Origin of the sequence: Tissierella simiarum (assembly GCF_018917865.1) — a bacterium.
Lineage (GTDB): Bacteria > Bacillota > Clostridia > Tissierellales > Tissierellaceae > Tissierella_C > Tissierella_C simiarum.
Window position 1 is genome coordinate 114,212 of the sequence record NZ_JAHLPM010000008.1, and the last position, 16,978, is coordinate 131,189.

Genomic DNA, 16,978 nt, shown 5'->3' on the forward strand with positions numbered 1-16,978 from the left:
TTCTAAGATCTTTCTGGTATAATTATGCAAGCTAGTAAATAGGCTAATACTCCACCTATCATAACAGTAAATACCGAAAGCAATACCCATGCCAATCTAATTACAGTAGGATCTACATTACAATATTCTCCTATGCCTCCACACACTCCACAAATCTTTTTATCAGTTTGAGATAGAAATAATTGTTTTGTCATAATATTTCCTCCTTAACTTTTATGAAAATGATTATATAATTGTTCTGCCGCTAATCTATTCATTCCTTTTACTTCAACTAATTCTTCTATTGATGCTTGCTTTATTTTATCAATACTTTGAAAATGTTTTAAAAGCTCTATTTTTCGTTTTTCTCCTATACCTTTTATATCGTCCAACTCAGATTTAAACATTTTTTTAGACCTTAAGCTTCTATGATAATTAATAGCAAATCTATGGGCTTCTTCTTGAATTCTATAGATTAACCTAAATTCTAAAGAATCTTCTTCTAAATTTATTTCTTTGTTATTATATATAATACCCCTAGTTTTATGAAAGTCATCTTTTACAAGACCACATACAGGAATACTTAAACCTAATTCCCCTAAAACTCTAAGAGCGACATTAACTTGGCCTTTCCCACCATCCATCATTATTAAATCTGGAAAATTAGAAAAACCCTTTACTTCAATTTCATTATTTTTTATAAGTTCTCTTTCTTCTATTCCCCTCTTAAATCTTCTTTTTAAGATTTCTTCCATACTTCCGTAATCATTAGGAGTATTGATCGTCTTTATTTTAAATCTTCTATAATCAGTTTTTTTAGCCTCCCCCATTTCAAATACTACCATGGAACCAACAGACTCTACTCCACTAATATTGGATATATCAAAAGCCTCTATTCTAATTGGTGTTTCTTCAAGATCAAGAATATATTGTAATCGTTCCAAAACCTTTTGATTTTCTCTTTGTTTTTTTAAGAATCTATCTCCGTATTGATTTAACATATCCAAAGCATTTTTTCTAACCATTTCTATTAGATTTACCTTATCTCCACGTTTTGGTACTAAAACAGATACTTTTGATCCTTTTTTCTCGGATAACCATTTAGACACTATATCTATATCTTCTATCTCCTCTTCTAAGAGAATTTCCTTTGGTACATAAGCAGATCCCATGTAAAATTGTTTTATAAAGGAGCTTAATATCTCTTTTCTGTCTTCATTATAATTATCTTCTAAAATAAAATGTTCTCTACCAACTATTTTTCCGCCTCTAATAAAGAAAATCTGTATGCATACTTCTTCTATTCCTCTAGCCATACCTATTATATCCTGATCCACTAAATTAGTTGATACAATTTTTTGCTTCTCATGAAGCAGTTTTAAAGAATTTATTTGATCTCTATATTTAGCTGCACTTTCAAAGTCTAAGTTTTTGGAGGCCTCTTTCATTCTTTCTTCAATTACTTCAACTAACTTATCTTCTTTTCCATTTAAAAATAAAAGTATTTCATTTATCATATCCATATATTTTTTTTCATCTACATTACCTTGACAAGGTCCTAAACATCTACCTATATAGTAATTTAAACAAGGTCTAGTTTTTCCTATATTCTTCTCTAAATTTAGCTTACAAGTTCTTATAGGGTACAAATTCCTTATTATCTCTATAGCATCATTAACGGCATATCCACTAGGATAAGGTCCAAAATATTTCGCTCCATCTTTTAAAACCTGTCTAGTTTTTAATACTCTTGGATATTTTTCATTTGTAGTCACTTTAATATAGGGATATTGCTTATCATCCCTTAAGAGTATATTATATTTTGGCTTATGTTTCTTTATTAAATTGGCTTCAAGAATCAGTGCTTCTACTTCATTATCTACAATAATATATTCAAATTCATATATATTTTTAACCATAGCATTGACTTTAGGAGGATTATTTCTTGAAGACTGGAAGTATTGTCTTACCCTTTTTCTCAAAGAAATAGCTTTACCTATATATATGATTTCTCCTTTTTCATTCTTCATTATATATACACCTGGTTTATCAGGTAGTTTTTTTAGCTCTTCTTCTATGTTAAACACACTATCATATCACCTTTCAATTAATATTGTTAATATTATAATACCATAGTTTTATATCATATATTTAAAAATAAATAAAGTAGACATTTGTTTGTTTCAGAATATTTATAATTTATATTCTTTTGTACAAAAGTATGTTATTATATAACCAAAGAATTTATCCTAATTTCTGGGAATAGATTAAATTACAGGGGGTGATTTTGTGTTTTTTAGCAAAAAACTAAAAAATTTAGACATTTTAGTAGAAGATCTAAAAGATAATGAAATCTACTTGTGTATTTCTAAAAACAAAAAAGGGGAAGTATTAGATGAAGAACCAGTTGAAATTGTAGGTAAAGAATTAAAAGCATTAGTAGAGATGCAGGGTCAAAGAAGGGGACTAATACGATATGGCAGGGAACTTTTTTATGAAGTCATAGGTACAAAAGAGAAGGCTGAAATATAGCCTTCTCTTTTGTATAATTTGAAAAATCTATAAAGAAAGATTATTTATTTTGCTCTTCTGATCGAATTATATCTATTATTTCCTTCATTGCTTTTATACCATAATCTCCAAATTCTTCTTTTTGTATTTCTATATCTGGTATTGTACCTGTTTCATATTGAGAAGTTCCATCTTTATTCAATAACATTTCTGCTTCAAACCTTAACATTAATCCACTATTAGGAAGAATCATAAACATAGTATTATTTCCTCCTGAGCCTGTTGTTTTAGTTCCAGCCAAAGTAGCAAAATTACTTTGGTTACAGAACCTTGCAAATTCATCTGCTGCAGAATAAACATTTTCATCAACTATTAAAAATATTTTTCCATTGAATCCTATGGAATTTCTTTCTTCAAGTTCTTCTTGCATTCCTGTTTTGATATAGTATTTAAAATTATCCTTCACCTCTTTAGGTATAGAATTATAAAAATCTAGTTTTTCTATAGAATTTTGTTTTATTTCAGGAAAGTGATATTCAAAATATTTCATTGTATAATCTCCACCCCGAATAATATTTATAGCTTCATAATTAATATCTTTCATATCTTTATTTGATAATGGGCTTACTAAAGATTCTATCCAATATTTACTACTTCCGCCCCCATTTCCTGTAATATCTATGATTAGATATGGATAATCTTTTATATCATTAAGAAAATTTGTTATTTTATTTTTTTCTTTTTCATATCCTTTTTCATTATTACCATAATCTATAAAAAAAGATTGTATTTTTAGATAAGCTATTTTACCTTCTTCTATAACATGAGCTTTTATGTTATCTTTAGGTTTGTTTCGAGATGCTAAGTCTACATTTTTATTTATATAAATATCTGGGTATTCTTCTAGGAATAATTGATACCAACCTTCATACTTTTTTCCAGCTTTTTTAAACATTTTTTCAAAGGGCTTAAACGCTTCATATGCATCTTCATATACTTTCATGACATCTAAATAAGTATTATAATAACTTGGATCTAAAATAAGTGTATGATCATCATGAAGTTCTGTTATTAAAATTCTCTGCATACAATGATAAAATTCCATATTATCTTTTGTTTTCCTAATTTCCTTTTCAAATTCTTCTTTATGACTAAGCCAATCATATCCATATATCTTTTTTATCTCATAAAAGTGTGAATAATTATCCTTTAAAATTTCATACATATATTCGAAGTCTTCTATCTTTTCTTCTACTGTTAAATCTTTTAGCCCTTCTTTGTTGGCAAGTATATAGAATAGTATGGTAAATATCAACAATATGATAACTCCTGTTACGAACAGATATTTCTTGTTTTTCATTAACTACATACTCCTTTTATCTAAATAAGTTATGTAGATATTCTTATAGTAAATTATTATATCTAGTAAGCCTAAGATAATCTTTAAGTTTTTATGAATTTTATTTTTTACCTAAATACTTAAATTCACTTTTAATTTCATAGAAATATCCATACCTTTGCAACATTTCATATATAACTTGATTATTCATGAATAATTTAAGGACTTAATAGATGCTAATAATCGACATTTTTTCTACAAAATTACCCTTTTCAGTATCCTATCGCACTCTTAGCAACATACATTCAACTGTAAACAACTAAAATTGCAACAATTACAGTTATACTCATAATAAAATAAACCCTATCTAATTCACAAATCATAATTAATATGTTTAATAGTAATCCTGATAAAATATATTTTAATAAAGGGTTTGATATAAAAATTATTTAGGTATAGTAATAAAAAATAATCACTACATATATACAAAATAATGAACTAGGAGTGAAAAATATAACAATTAAATATATAATCTATTTTAAAGCCACGAACTACCTTTTGGGGTAAATACATCATTGTATTTAAAACAACCTTTTGTATTGCCATTTGTCTTCCCTATCCATACATAGTCTTCATAGCAACTTTTTTCACAACGAGATTCTTGTCCTTTAACATCTAAGTTGTTTATTTTATCTAAAATTTTTTGTATCCTAAAGTTAATTTTTCTTTTCACCTCCCTAAAATAAAATCTTTTTTACCACTCTAGCAATAATAATCTACCATATATTAATTATCCTTATTTCTTTCATTTACAAATAGTAACTCTGTAAATATAAGCTAATGAATATAATTTATCACTCCTAATTCAGAAAAGATACTTAACTATAACTTTTTCTTTCACTTTTTATCCTTCTTATCTAACTAGGAACTGTGCTAAGAAAAAAATTATGCTTTTTTCTATTCAGATTAATATTGCCTATTAACTATACTTCTTTGACAATTTGCAGCATTTATCTTTATTTGATCAATCATTTTTAAAATAATATTTTAAGTTTTATTATAGAGTTGAATTGTAGTCATTCTTCCTAAAAATATATATTTAAAATTCTCAGCTAACATTTTTCATATATAAGTTATAATATATATTTTTTAACTTCATTAACTCATCATGAGTACCTTTTTCGACAATTTTTCCATCTTTTAAAGTGTATATAATATCTGCATCTTCTACCGTTGAAAGTCTATGGGCGATTATAATTACTGTTTTGTTTCTAATAAAAGATTCTAAGTTATTTTTGACATGGAATTCAGAAATATTGTCTAAAGAAGATGTAGCTTCATCTAAAATGATAATAGGAGTATCTTTAAGTATAGCCCTTGCAATAGAAATTTTTTGTTTCTGTCCTCCTGACAATATTAACCCTCTTTGCCCTACTACAGTATCGAATTGTTCAGAAAGTGACATAATAAATTCATATATATCTGCCGCTTTTGTAGCTTGTATTACATCACTCATTTCTATATTTCTATTAGATAGTATTAAATTGTTTAATATTGTATCATTAAATATAAAAACATCTTGAGAAACAACACTAATATTCCTTCTTAGAAACTTTAAATTATATTCTTTAATATTCTTACCATCTAACAATATCTCTCCCTCGTCCACATCCCACAGCCTTAACATAAGATTAATCAAGGTTGTTTTACCTGAACCACTAACTCCTACAAGAGCAGTTGTCTTTTTTTCTTGAAAATTAATATTCATATCTTTGATTACGTAATTATCTTCAGTATATGAAAACTTTACATGTTTAAATTGAATGTTGCCAATTATGTAATTCGGTCTATATCCATGATTTACCTGTTTTATATCAATAGGCTCATCTAGTACTTTAAATATTCTTTCAATTGCTACAAACGCACGCCTTGTGTTAGTTTTCAAGTGTGCAATTCTAAATACTGGTCCCAATAGTCTTTGAGAATATGTATTAAATGCTATTAATGTCCCTAAGGTCATATCTCCAAGCATAACTTTGTATCCTCCATATCCCAAAACAGCTATTGTAATCAAAGAGCTTATTATATTTGCACTTGCCATACTAAGTGAAAAATTTAATTCAAGTTTAATTTCATTTTCCAACAATTTCCTAGATGTGGGAAAATATCTTATGAAAAAATGTTTTCTTGCATTTTGAACTACAAAGTTCATCATGGAAGATATAAATTCCTCTATTATTGATGTAAATTCTCCATATTTATCCCTCAAGTTAATAACTATTTTATTAATTTTTTTACTAAACTTATTTTGAAAATAAAACATAACAGGTTGTAATATTATGGCAACAATTAATAAATCAAATTGTAATCTACATAAAAATATAAACATTACTATTGATGTGCATATATCAGATATGATAGAAAATAACATTTTCGTAGAAAAATGTTCTATTGTATCTACATCACTATTAACTGTAGTAAGTAATTCTCCTGTGTCTACATTTGAATAATATGTCCCTGAGAATTTCTGTAAACGTCTAATCAATTTCAACCTCAAATCATAAACAATTTTCTTCCCTATAATCGAATACATATAATCTGATATTATTCTACTTCCATTTTCAAATAGCATTACCACCAGATATATAATCATAAATTTAATAAGAAGCTCTAAATTTTTATTAGGTATAGCATCATCTATTATTTTCATAATAATATAAGGTGATAGAATTGTTAATAGTGAGTTAACAAGCATAAAAAGTGCAGCTAAAAAATGCTGTTTTTTATATTTAAATATAATTTTAAAAAGCTTACGAATATTCTTTTTATCAGTTCTATCTATAATCATGGTTAACCCTCACATTTATAAAATCTAATAAAGAATATATAGATTCAAACGTACTAAAAGAGAGCAATTTGTAGTCTATCTTAATATTGAATTCTTTCTCAATATTCTTTATTATTTCATAAAAATCTTTAGACTTGTAATAAATCTTATCATTGGGAAGCATATATTTATATAATAATGGAATATCTTGTTGTGACAAATTTAAAACTTTAACAAAAATTTTTTCTAGCTTCATTAAATTCTTCTTAGAATAATTACTTTTCCAATCTGATATTTCGCAAAAACATGAATTTATATTATTAGTATCATCATCTTTCCAAAAATTTTTTACTGCTTTATATTCTAATAATTGATTTAATTCTTCAAAAGAAATATTATCATTTTTATCTAGCATATTTAATACTAACCCTGTAAATAACGATGTAGCTTTACTGTTTCCTCCAAACATTTTATACTTATTATCTAAAGTTGGAACTAAAACAGGTGTTATATCAGCCACACATTGTATTTTCTTTGCACTATTGTACCAGTAATTATATGAATTGGTGAACGGCATACCCCTGACCCCTATTACATTTTTAAAAACAGCTGGAAAACTATCGTTATTACTATTTTCTAAAGAGCATATTATTATTTTTCCTTGCTTATACAATTCATTACATACTTTATATAATTCATCTTTATATTCTTCATTTATAGTAGCAACACTTAAATTCACAACTCTTATATCTATATTTTTAACATACTTTAATGCTTCAATTAATGCTTTTGAATGCGTTTCCGCTTCTTTATTTAGTATTTTAACTACAAATATGTTTACACTAGAAGATACCCGCTGTATCACTGATGCACAAAAAGTACCATGCCCATTTTCATCATTATAACTATCTTTTTTAATCACTAGTTCTTTGTTATTATCATATTCAAAACTCAGTCCACCAATAATACATTCACTAAAATCTTTATTATTTATATCAATACCACTATCAATTATAATGACATTATTCTTAAATTTTTTTAATATATTATTCATTGTGTATTCACCCACTTCATCTTTATCCGTATTCTCCTATATTTTATAAGATACTACTATAAGTGTCTAAGCTACATATACTTTAAGTTGTTTTTTTAAGCAATACTCTTTTTAAAAAACATATTTGTCTTCTTTCTAATGGGCTCCTATTTACTATCCAACCATTAAGCACCATTAATACAATCATGAAACCAAGTAAAAATATCTTAGATCTGTCATAATCATGGCGATTTGAAAAAGAAAATATATTAAAGATTGATGATCTTCTCATATTAATATTCCAATAAACCCAATACATTAATGATACTATATAACCAGCTTGAACTATAGAAAACAAATTTGCTACAGTCATTGAAAATACTCCTAAGAAGATTGTTCCAGTAAATCCAATCCATAAAAATTCCCAATAAGAAAATAAATATCCTTCATATATATTTCCATAAGGTGTAAAACCAAGATAAACCAATAAAAAAGGTATAATCATGAAAAGCATCAGAAGAAAGCCAACAAATAAAAATCGCACCAAAAGAATTTTTGTCTTGTTCTCTCTCGTTAAAAAAAGTATTTCTGATGTATAACTATACTTATCTACCAGCATAATATCTGATACCATCACTATCCCTACAAAAGGCATGTATATTTCTGAAAGATTCATAAAGTCCAGCAATGTTGGACAGTAAAAAGCAATAGGAATAATTGCCATAAATAATGCACATAACAGCCACTTTATTGGTGAAAATAGAATTTTAGTATTATATTTTAAATAATCAATCATTTTATACAACCCTCCAAGACTTTTTATCCGACTTCTCCCATATTTTGCAGGATACTATAAGTAGCACAACAGTCAGTGCCATGTATATAATTCGATTTTGTATAATTACATCATTAATAGATTCTACAATCAAAGTACGGATTAAAAATTTATATAATGTAACAGAAAAATTCCCACGCCCTATAAAAACTCCTTCTGTAACATTAAATATAAAGTATAATATATATATAGGAATTACTGCCATACCATTCTTAAATACTAAAGATAATGTTACTATTAATGCACTTGCAAATAATAACGATGGTAAAACATAAATAAGTATTTGGACTATCATATCAAGAAATCTTGTGTTCCAACCAGCTCGTCCAAACTTAATACATATAATAGAGTCCACACATATTCCAAGAATAAATACACTTAAAAAAAATGATAGGAAACATCCAAAATATCTACCCAACACGTACTCATGAGATTTAACTTGCTTTGTATGTATTAGTTCATTCATTCTATATCTTCTATCCTTCGAAAATAAAAGTGCAAAAATGGGTAATATCAATATCCCCCCAACCAATTGAGCTAAATCTGCGTAATTCATAGAAACTTCATATGTATATGCCTTATCTCCTAACCAAGAACGTAAGTTTTTATTTACCTCTTTAACAGTACCTAATCTCTCTTTACCATTATCCATAAAAGCTTTTATCCATTCTTCTATCCATTCTGCTGTCTCAGTATCTTTTTCCTTTCTAACATAATTCATAATCTGTAAAATGCTGAGTCCTTCTTTATCCATTTTTTCACCAAGTTGTATCATGTACCCCTCGACATTTACACCTGCTTTTTCCATACTCTTAAGCCTATATATAACATATTCTCTAAGTTCTTCTTCAGTTCTATCTACATAAAGATATTCATGGTATCCTTTAATTGCTCTAATATCTGCATCACTTTTTACAGGAAGATAAAATATATATGACATTTCACTATAAGTAAACCCAACAAATAGTAATACACATAGCCAAAATATGATGCTCTTTACCTGCTGTTTCATTTCAAAACCTATAATGTCAAATATCATTATTTAGCTTCCTCCTTTGAGGACAATAGCATATATGCATCTTCAATAGAAGGTTCTACTTCTATACAATCAAGACTAGGTTGATCTTTAGATACAATTCTTGCTTCTATTTTCCCCTGCAAATGCTGACTTGAAATTACCGTGTAATTTTGTTTAAGCTCATCAAGTTCAGTAGTATTATATAAAGTACATTTCCATGCACTCCCTTTTGCCTGCTGGATTAAGTCTTCTACGGAGCCTTTATATATAACTTTTCCATAGTCCAGAACAGCTAACATTTCACATGTACTAGCTATATCTTCTACAATATGAGTAGAAAGCAGAACTATATTATTTTTCGAATATTCACTTAATATATTTCTTATTCTAACTCGTTCTTCTGGATCTACACCAGATGTTGGCTCATCAACAATTAATATCTTAGGTTCATTCAAAAGTGCCTGTGCAATGCCTAATCTTTTTTTCATTCCACCTGAAAGTTGTCGAAACCTTTTATGAGACTGTTGTTGTAAATTTAACTGTATTAGTACTTCCTCAATTCTTTCTTTTCTCTTTTTTGGCTTCATTTTATTTAACATTCCCATATAATCCATAGCTTCATAAACAGTTAAATTGTTATAAAAACCAAATTCCTGTGGTAAATAACCTAATAAAGATTTAATAGACAAAATATTTTTCTTTTTAAGAGGTATACCGCATATTTCAACTGAACCCCTAGTAGGCTCTAATAAGGCAGTAAGAATTCTCATCAAAGTAGTCTTTCCTGCACCATTCTTGCCAAGTAACCCAAACATACCTTGTGATATATGCAAATCAACATCATTGAGTGCAGTAGTTTCCTTACCATATATTTTGGTAAGTTCTTTTATTTTTATATCCATGCTTATTAATCATCCTTTCTCGCATAATCTTGAAAACTTTTAAGAATATTTCTATATGTCTGTCTAATTATATTCATATTTTTTAAATAAATATCTTTCAAAAACTATTTGTATGAAGGATTCTATGGAATCCTTCATACAATTAAAACAGACTAGTTATTTAAATACTCTTATTTTATCTCCATGGAATATTTAATATCTATGTGGGATTACATCCATGTTGATTTTTTAGGAGTGTACACATCTTCATATTTATAGCAGCCTTTTACATTACCATTGGTTTTTCCTACCCATACCATGTCTTCAAAACAATCAGCATCGCAAGGTAAGCCATCACCTTGTCCTTTTACATCCAAATTATCTATCTTGTCTGAAATCTTTTGTATTTTTAAATCCATCAAATTTCCCCCTTGTTTTTTATAATTACTAAAAGAAAGGATTGCCTCTAGCATTATATCCTTCATCATTGTACCAGCATGATGAACTCTCTTCTTTTGATCTCTTACCTTTCCAAACAGTAACTTTACAGTTAAATTTACAATCGCCACCCTGTCCTTTAACATCTAGGTTATCTACCTTATCTGAAATCTTTTGTACCTTTAAATTCATTAATATTCACCCCCTTATTCAAATAATTAATACTAGTCTGTTTTAGGCATTTATTAGCTTTTAATATATTAATAATTCATTGTGATCATTCCCATAAGAGTTCATTTAAATGAGGCTTCATATAATTACAACGCTCTTTGAATAAATCCGCATCATTTTGTAATCTATATAAATCATGCAAACATCGCCAACAGAAAAAATTAACATTACAATCACAACAAAGAGGATGTTGATCGGGTTCAAAATCAGATAAGCAACTATGTGTACATGCTATTTCATTTTTTCCTTCAAATAAAATGTGTAAATCTTTAACTTCATCTACATTGCCTAGCTTAAATTGTTCATCAGTAAACAAATCACATGGAAATATATCTCCATTATATTCAATGGTCAATTCATTAACCCCTGCCTTACAAGAACATCCTATTATTTCATGTTTATTTTTTAGTTCTGGAGGAGAAGAGATTTCTTGAGCATTTGAAACAAATTGAGTTAATATATCAGAGTTTCTTTCTGCTCGTCCTAAAAGCGCTAATTGTCTAAGCATAGGCTTAGTACCTAATTCCTCATTAAGCTTATAAAATTTATTAACTACATTTTGATTGTTTTTAGTGAGAACCATTGAAAGACTAATCTTTTTATAATCATTTTTATGTAATAGTTTAATGCTGTTAATTACTTGCTGGAAGACCCCTTTTCCTCTGATAATAGAACATGATTCTTCATCTGCCCCATCTATACTAATATCAATATTATGTGCTAAAGCAGCTAAGGGTTTAACATTATCAGTATTTATAAGTGTTCCATTTGTCATTACTGATATTTTCCCATCATAATTACTTGAAGTATGTTTTAAAATATCTATGAAGTCATCCCTAAGCATTGGTTCACCACCCGTCAAGGTTATATGGGAAGGTTCTAAAGCCTTTACTTTATCTATTATTTGAAAAATTTGGGAAGTAGTGTATTTATCGTGACTATTCACTTTATCTGCATCAACTATACAGTGTATACATTTCAAATTACACCTTTTGGTAATAGAAATGCTAACATCATTTATTTTATTGTATTCTTTCTCAGTTTCACTATTTAGCTTATGTAACTTGTCCAACAATTTTTTAAAATATAATTTATCTTCATCATCAGCTAAGCTATCTAATAATTCTTCTTCTGTATTTTGATTATCAATACTATTCTTTAATATATCATAACATTCTCTAGAAATTTTCATCCATGAGCCATTTTTACGATTAAAAACTATGACTCTATTATCATTAAAAAGAAACTTGATTGATGGTGATAAATATAAATCCATATTTATATCTCCTCTCATTTCAATTTCTAATTTATCTCTTTTTTTCTTTTACTAATACAAAATTCTTCTATTAATTTAACATTTATGAAACTTTTAAATTATATTTTGAAAATTTATACATTATATTCTCCATCGCACACATTACTGGTGAAGGTATATTAAAATTATTCGTTAATACTTTATTTATTAACTTACATCTTGTAGCTGAACAGTAATTATAGTAACTACAGTCATTGCATATTTCATTTTTGGTATTAAAAATACTATGAATTTTTTGAAGCTTTACTTTATTTATACCTGTATCAATATTTCCTATTCTATATTCCTCGTCTTCAACAACATAAGTACAAGGATATATGTCCCCATCTGGATCGATATTTAAAGTTGTTATTCCTCCTCCACAATTCCCTTTTTTATATATTTCTACATCAACAATGGAGATGCTAAGATTGCTATTTTTTTCTTTCTCTCGTTTAAACATTTCGAAAATCTTTTCTGCTTCTTTGTGCAGAATATCTATATGATGCTTATCCCATCTATCATCAAAATAGTCAGCAACTGGTATAATTGTATTAAATCCTATTTTCACTAAGTGTTTTACACTTTCATATAGATTATGTACTGTATCAGTATTAAATGTCATTCTAATTCGAACATCTTGCCTAATTTTTAATAAAGATACAAACTTGTCGATTATCAAGTCGTAAGTCCCTCTACCATTTTTAAGCATTCTATTTGTATCATTAATTAATTTATTTCCATCTAAGCTTGCAGAAAGAGAATAATAGAAATTCTTACACAAATATTCTTCTATTTTTTCATCTAACAGAATTCCATTTGTTGTTAACCCGAACATTAATCTTTTACTACTACTAGAAAAAATTTGTTTAAATTCCTCTGTTATATATTTTATTAAGTCAAATTGTAACAAAGGTTCTCCACCATGAAAATTAATAATAAGTGTATCCTCATTTAATTCATTAAAATGTTTCATAATATATTGTATTGATTTATCAGCAGTTTCTATACTCATCATCCTATTAGTCTTATCATGACCCTCATAACAGTACCTACATTTCATATTACATTGCGTGGTTACCCATAATGTAGCTAACATTTTAATTCCCCCTTATCCCATATATAAGAGTATTTAATTTATTGTTTTATTCTTAGAATTAGTGAACTTTTTACTTTCTTAAAAAATAGAAAATACATGAAAATATAAATAACTACATAATTATATTTATCATTAAAACAACTTCTTTTTCCAGATATTATCCTAATTGTATTTTTAATTTTAAAACTGAAACATGTTAAATTCATGAAAATATTTAAATTAAATCATATTTCTTTTTATAACTTAATCCTCTATTTTATTTACGCAATCAGATATAATTTTAATAAAACAAATAATAGCAACAACTTATCTGAAATAAATGATGATTAAATTTATTAGAGCCAATAATAATATGTTCAACAAAGAAAAACAACCTAATTACAAGATCTAATAATAACTATTAGGTCATAAGTTTCTAACTTGAAAAATTTTACATACTTTGAAATTAAAATATGCAATTGTTATACATAAAACATTAAAATAAAATATTTTCATCGATTAAATTATTAAAAGACAAATATTTATTAAGATACGAGTTTAAAAAATATATTAAAACTTACAAGGTAATTTCTAAGTACATTAAATTATATAATAGGACTATAAAATATAATAACTCCAAAGCAAGTACTAAGCCTTTAATATATATTCTTTATTCTTAAATGCTAGGATTTTAATATTTATCTTAAATCAATAGATCAATATACTATGTTGTTTCTCCTGGTTATAAAATGTAATATGATATAATCACCTTTTCTCAGTTCTGATGCTATTAACATACTTTTGAGCAAATTAATATATTTAGTAAATGATGAAGCCATAGAAATAATTAAAATAATTGAACATTTTTTAACATATCTATCCATCTCCTTTACATATTTCCTATTAATTATTATAATATATGGTATATCTTAACATTACAACCAGATTTAAATCGGGTTGTATATATAAGGATGTGAGTGTTTTGTACTATAATCTTGATGACTTTGGCAAAAAAGTACGCATCATTCGACAACGTTTAAATCTCACTCAGAAAGAAGTGACACTAATAACAGGAGTTAATATAGATACATTAAGAAAAATTGAAAATGGCAAAGTAATCCCTAAGCACGAAACTTTAGATCTAATGTCATTAGCTTTAAAAGAAGATTTAAACCCACTCCTATTAAAATATAGGATTGATAACTATTCTGAATTTCATGAAATGAAAAATAAAATCGAATATAAACTTGAAAGTGGGAATTTTAATGATTTAGAAGTAGAATTAGTTAATTTTAAAAAATTACTTGATTGTAATATAAACTCATATTTTATGAATCTAATAAATCAACTCCTACTTTCAGTCGAGTCTGTAATATTAAAGGTTAATTATGCAGATTATGATAAATCTTTATTAAAATTAGTTGATGCCATGAAAATTACCATACCCAAATTTTCTCTATCTAAGTACAAATCCTTTGCATACAACAATATAGAATTAAGAATCTTAATGAATATAGCTCTTATATTAGATAAAATTGAATCTACTGAAAAAAGCTTAGAACTTTTAGAATTCTGTATGGATATGGCAGAGTATAATCAAGATATTTACTCTAAACTATGCTATAACTTATCTTATACCTATCACAGACTAAGATTTCATGAAAAATCATTGTATTATTCTAATTTAGGTATAGAAAATTGTATAAAACACAAAACTCTTAGTTATCTTAGCCATTTATATTTTAGAAAGGGCGTTGCCGAATATTGTCTTGGATACAATAATTATAAAGAATCTTTATTAAGATCTAAAAACTTTTCTAAATTACTAGGACAAAATAAATTAACCGATATGCTTATATAACTATAAAAATTTTATAATATAAATATATAAAAAATAATATACGATTGTATTACATACCTAAATTTTGTACAAACAAAGCCCTAGTGTTTTCCAAGGCTTACCATGAAAGTATTACCAAAAAACAACTAAAGGTGAGAATAGCCCACCTATAGAAGTATTTTTCATCCACAAAAAATTCTACGAAAGGCAGTATCTCACCTATGAAAAGTATATCATTTAAATTAGATGAGAATAAAGTAGTAAATACTTCTGCTTGGCTTGTTTCTTTAATTCAATTTGCTAATAATCTTAATTTCTTTGATGTTTTTAAATCTTTTAACCTGAAAATGAAAAGTGTCAACTATACAAATCTCAACAGATTACAAACTCTTGTTACTTCTATCGCAATGGGTTACAGCTACACCAATGATATTAATGAAAAACTGGTTCCTGATACAACAGCTTCTAAACTTTTAGGGATGGGTAAATTTCCTGACCAATCTCAAATTAATCGTTTCTTGAATAGGTTTGATGAAACAAATATAGACCAACTCGAATTTATTCATCATACTCTATTCATGGAAAATAGCTTAGCTTTATCAAGTAAAGACCCTATCATTGTAGATTTTGATATGAGTGGTCTTGTAGCTGGTGGCAGAACCTATGAATTAGCTGAAAAGGGCTATTTTCCTGGAAAAAGAGGCGAAAAAGGATATCAATTATCTGCTGCCTTTATAGGGAGTACAGCTGAAACAGTTTCTATGTTTTTTGATCCAGGCAATACTTCCTGCACAAGTAGGTTTGAAGATTTATTAAAAGCAACTACCTTTAAGTTCAAGGAACATCTAGACAAAGATAACTTGATTATTCGAGCTGATTCAGGATATAGATCTTTTGATAATATACAACTACTTAAGGCCGCAGGAGCAAAGTTTGTTGTAAAAGGTTTTTCAACTCAGCAATCAAGAAATTTTGCAAAGTCAGTACAAAAACATCAATGGCAAAAGATTAATATCCAAGTACATGTTGCAGAAGTCCCTACTTCTACAGATTTAAGAATCATTGTCTGTGAATTTATTGGTAAAGATGGGCAAATTAAATACTCCCACTTGCTCACTAACATAAAGGCTGAAGAAATGAATGGAGTAGAGTTGTTTCATTTTTACAACAAAAGACAAACTATAGAAGCCTTCTTTAAAACCTGTAAAGAGGTATATGACATTAAGAATTTAAGAACATCTAAATTCTATGGTATCTACGGCTTTTTATGGCTAGTGTTCATAACCCATAACTTAATTATCTTAATGAAAAGTACCACATTTAGTTCATCTAAGCTTCAAGATATGGACATTCAAACATTGGTTAAAAAGCTAGGAAGCATTACTGTTAGAGTAATAGAACTAAAAGATCACATTGAGATTGTTTTACCAAGTCTATCAGAACTAGTAAAATTATTTGTTGAGGCATTACAACCTAAATATACCCAATTGGGCTTCCATGATTTGTTAAATACAGCTTAGCTATTTGTACAAAACTTAGGTACATAATAGTAAATCACTCAATATAAGAAACATAGTGAATTAATCAAAGAAGCTAAAAAGAAGCTAATGGTAAATATGAAATCATGTATATGACTTGAAAACATTTTTTTGTAACAATATTATAATTTGAAAT

The 16,978-nt window shown here is 27.2% G+C and carries 16 protein-coding genes; 3 read left to right on the forward strand and 13 right to left on the reverse strand.

From position 1 onward, the window contains the following. Window positions 1–2: 2 nt before the first annotated feature. Window positions 3–194, reverse strand: coding sequence for a PspC domain-containing protein (locus tag KQI42_RS10575; protein ID WP_216519582.1), 192 nt, complete (start codon window positions 192–194; stop codon window positions 3–5). 12 nt (window positions 195–206) lie between these two features. After that, on the reverse strand, window positions 207–2,066 hold the full coding sequence (gene uvrC / locus KQI42_RS10580) for an excinuclease ABC subunit UvrC (RefSeq protein ID WP_216519583.1): 1,860 nt from the start codon (window positions 2,064–2,066) through the stop codon (window positions 207–209). 202 nt (window positions 2,067–2,268) lie between these two features. On the opposite strand from uvrC, the gene KQI42_RS10585 reads away from it, so the two are divergent. Next, window positions 2,269–2,511 (forward strand): hypothetical protein, encoded by a 243-nt coding sequence (locus KQI42_RS10585; protein WP_216519584.1) that lies wholly within the window; start codon window positions 2,269–2,271, stop codon window positions 2,509–2,511. Window positions 2,512–2,551: 40 nt separating this feature from the next. On the opposite strand, the gene KQI42_RS10590 is transcribed toward KQI42_RS10585, so the two are convergent. From KQI42_RS10590 to KQI42_RS10640, 11 genes are all read right to left on the reverse strand, one after another. Beyond that, a complete protein-coding gene (locus KQI42_RS10590; protein ID WP_216519585.1) occupies window positions 2,552–3,850 on the reverse strand; it encodes a S41 family peptidase in 1,299 nt (432 codons plus the stop codon). Window positions 3,851–4,367: 517 nt separating this feature from the next. Next, window positions 4,368–4,562: a hypothetical protein gene (locus KQI42_RS10595; protein ID WP_216519586.1), complete on the reverse strand. Its 195-nt coding sequence runs from the start codon at window positions 4,560–4,562 to the stop codon at window positions 4,368–4,370. Window positions 4,563–4,937: 375 nt separating this feature from the next. Next, window positions 4,938–6,677 carry an ABC transporter ATP-binding protein gene (locus KQI42_RS10600; RefSeq protein ID WP_216519588.1) on the reverse strand — a complete coding sequence of 580 codons (1,740 nt, stop codon included), beginning with the start codon at window positions 6,675–6,677 and terminating at the stop codon, window positions 4,938–4,940. Beyond that, window positions 6,664–7,710 (reverse strand): S8 family serine peptidase, encoded by a 1,047-nt coding sequence (locus KQI42_RS10605; RefSeq protein WP_216519590.1) that lies wholly within the window; start codon window positions 7,708–7,710, stop codon window positions 6,664–6,666. The genes KQI42_RS10600 and KQI42_RS10605 overlap by 14 nt, the downstream gene beginning before the upstream one ends. Before the next feature lie 82 nt (window positions 7,711–7,792). Beyond that, window positions 7,793–8,485, reverse strand: a complete 693-nt coding sequence (locus tag KQI42_RS10610; RefSeq protein ID WP_216519592.1) for a hypothetical protein — start codon at window positions 8,483–8,485, stop codon at window positions 7,793–7,795. A 1-nt stretch (window position 8,486) separates the two neighbouring features. Beyond that, window positions 8,487–9,563, reverse strand: a complete 1,077-nt coding sequence (locus tag KQI42_RS10615) for an ABC transporter permease (RefSeq protein ID WP_216519593.1) — start codon at window positions 9,561–9,563, stop codon at window positions 8,487–8,489. After that, window positions 9,563–10,444 (reverse strand): ABC transporter ATP-binding protein, encoded by an 882-nt coding sequence (locus KQI42_RS10620; protein ID WP_216519595.1) that lies wholly within the window; start codon window positions 10,442–10,444, stop codon window positions 9,563–9,565. Before KQI42_RS10620 ends, KQI42_RS10615 begins: the two co-directional genes overlap by 1 nt. Before the next feature lie 209 nt (window positions 10,445–10,653). Further along, complete coding sequence (locus KQI42_RS10625; protein ID WP_216519597.1) at window positions 10,654–10,842, reverse strand: hypothetical protein; 189 nt, start codon at window positions 10,840–10,842, stop codon at window positions 10,654–10,656. A 28-nt stretch (window positions 10,843–10,870) separates the two neighbouring features. After that, window positions 10,871–11,053 (reverse strand): hypothetical protein, encoded by a 183-nt coding sequence (locus tag KQI42_RS10630; protein ID WP_216519598.1) that lies wholly within the window; start codon window positions 11,051–11,053, stop codon window positions 10,871–10,873. An 85-nt stretch (window positions 11,054–11,138) separates the two neighbouring features. Then, the gene (locus KQI42_RS10635; protein ID WP_216519600.1) at window positions 11,139–12,368 is read right to left on the reverse strand and encodes a radical SAM/SPASM domain-containing protein; all 1,230 of its coding nucleotides are present in this window, start codon (window positions 12,366–12,368) and stop codon (window positions 11,139–11,141) included. Window positions 12,369–12,450: 82 nt separating this feature from the next. Then, complete coding sequence (locus tag KQI42_RS10640; protein WP_216519602.1) at window positions 12,451–13,485, reverse strand: radical SAM/SPASM domain-containing protein; 1,035 nt, start codon at window positions 13,483–13,485, stop codon at window positions 12,451–12,453. Window positions 13,486–14,437: 952 nt separating this feature from the next. Here KQI42_RS10640 and KQI42_RS10645 point away from each other — a divergent pair. Then, window positions 14,438–15,325, forward strand: coding sequence for a helix-turn-helix domain-containing protein (locus KQI42_RS10645; protein ID WP_343231683.1), 888 nt, complete (start codon window positions 14,438–14,440; stop codon window positions 15,323–15,325). A 200-nt stretch (window positions 15,326–15,525) separates the two neighbouring features. After that, window positions 15,526–16,824, forward strand: coding sequence for a transposase (locus KQI42_RS10650; RefSeq protein WP_216519606.1), 1,299 nt, complete (start codon window positions 15,526–15,528; stop codon window positions 16,822–16,824). The last annotated feature ends 154 nt before the right edge of the window (window positions 16,825–16,978 follow it).

Bases quoted from the DNA above. Each gene is read 5' to 3' on its own strand.
- KQI42_RS10575 (WP_216519582.1), bottom strand. From the start codon at position 194: ATGACAAAACAATTATTTCTATCTCAAACTGATAAAAAGATTTGTGGA.
- KQI42_RS10590 (WP_216519585.1), bottom strand. From the start codon at position 3,850: ATGAAAAACAAGAAATATCTGTTCGTAACAGGAGTTATCATATTGTTG.
- KQI42_RS10600 (WP_216519588.1), bottom strand. From the start codon at position 6,677: ATGATTATAGATAGAACTGATAAAAAGAATATTCGTAAGCTTTTTAAA.
- KQI42_RS10605 (WP_216519590.1), bottom strand. From the start codon at position 7,710: ATGAATAATATATTAAAAAAATTTAAGAATAATGTCATTATAATTGAT.
- KQI42_RS10610 (WP_216519592.1), bottom strand. From the start codon at position 8,485: ATGATTGATTATTTAAAATATAATACTAAAATTCTATTTTCACCAATA.
- KQI42_RS10615 (WP_216519593.1), bottom strand. From the start codon at position 9,563: ATGATATTTGACATTATAGGTTTTGAAATGAAACAGCAGGTAAAGAGC.
- KQI42_RS10620 (WP_216519595.1), bottom strand. From the start codon at position 10,444: ATGGATATAAAAATAAAAGAACTTACCAAAATATATGGTAAGGAAACT.
- KQI42_RS10625 (WP_216519597.1), bottom strand. From the start codon at position 10,842: ATGGATTTAAAAATACAAAAGATTTCAGACAAGATAGATAATTTGGAT.
- KQI42_RS10630 (WP_216519598.1), bottom strand. From the start codon at position 11,053: ATGAATTTAAAGGTACAAAAGATTTCAGATAAGGTAGATAACCTAGAT.
- KQI42_RS10635 (WP_216519600.1), bottom strand. From the start codon at position 12,368: ATGGATTTATATTTATCACCATCAATCAAGTTTCTTTTTAATGATAAT.
- KQI42_RS10640 (WP_216519602.1), bottom strand. From the start codon at position 13,485: ATGTTAGCTACATTATGGGTAACCACGCAATGTAATATGAAATGTAGG.
- KQI42_RS10650 (WP_216519606.1), top strand. From the start codon at position 15,526: ATGAAAAGTATATCATTTAAATTAGATGAGAATAAAGTAGTAAATACT.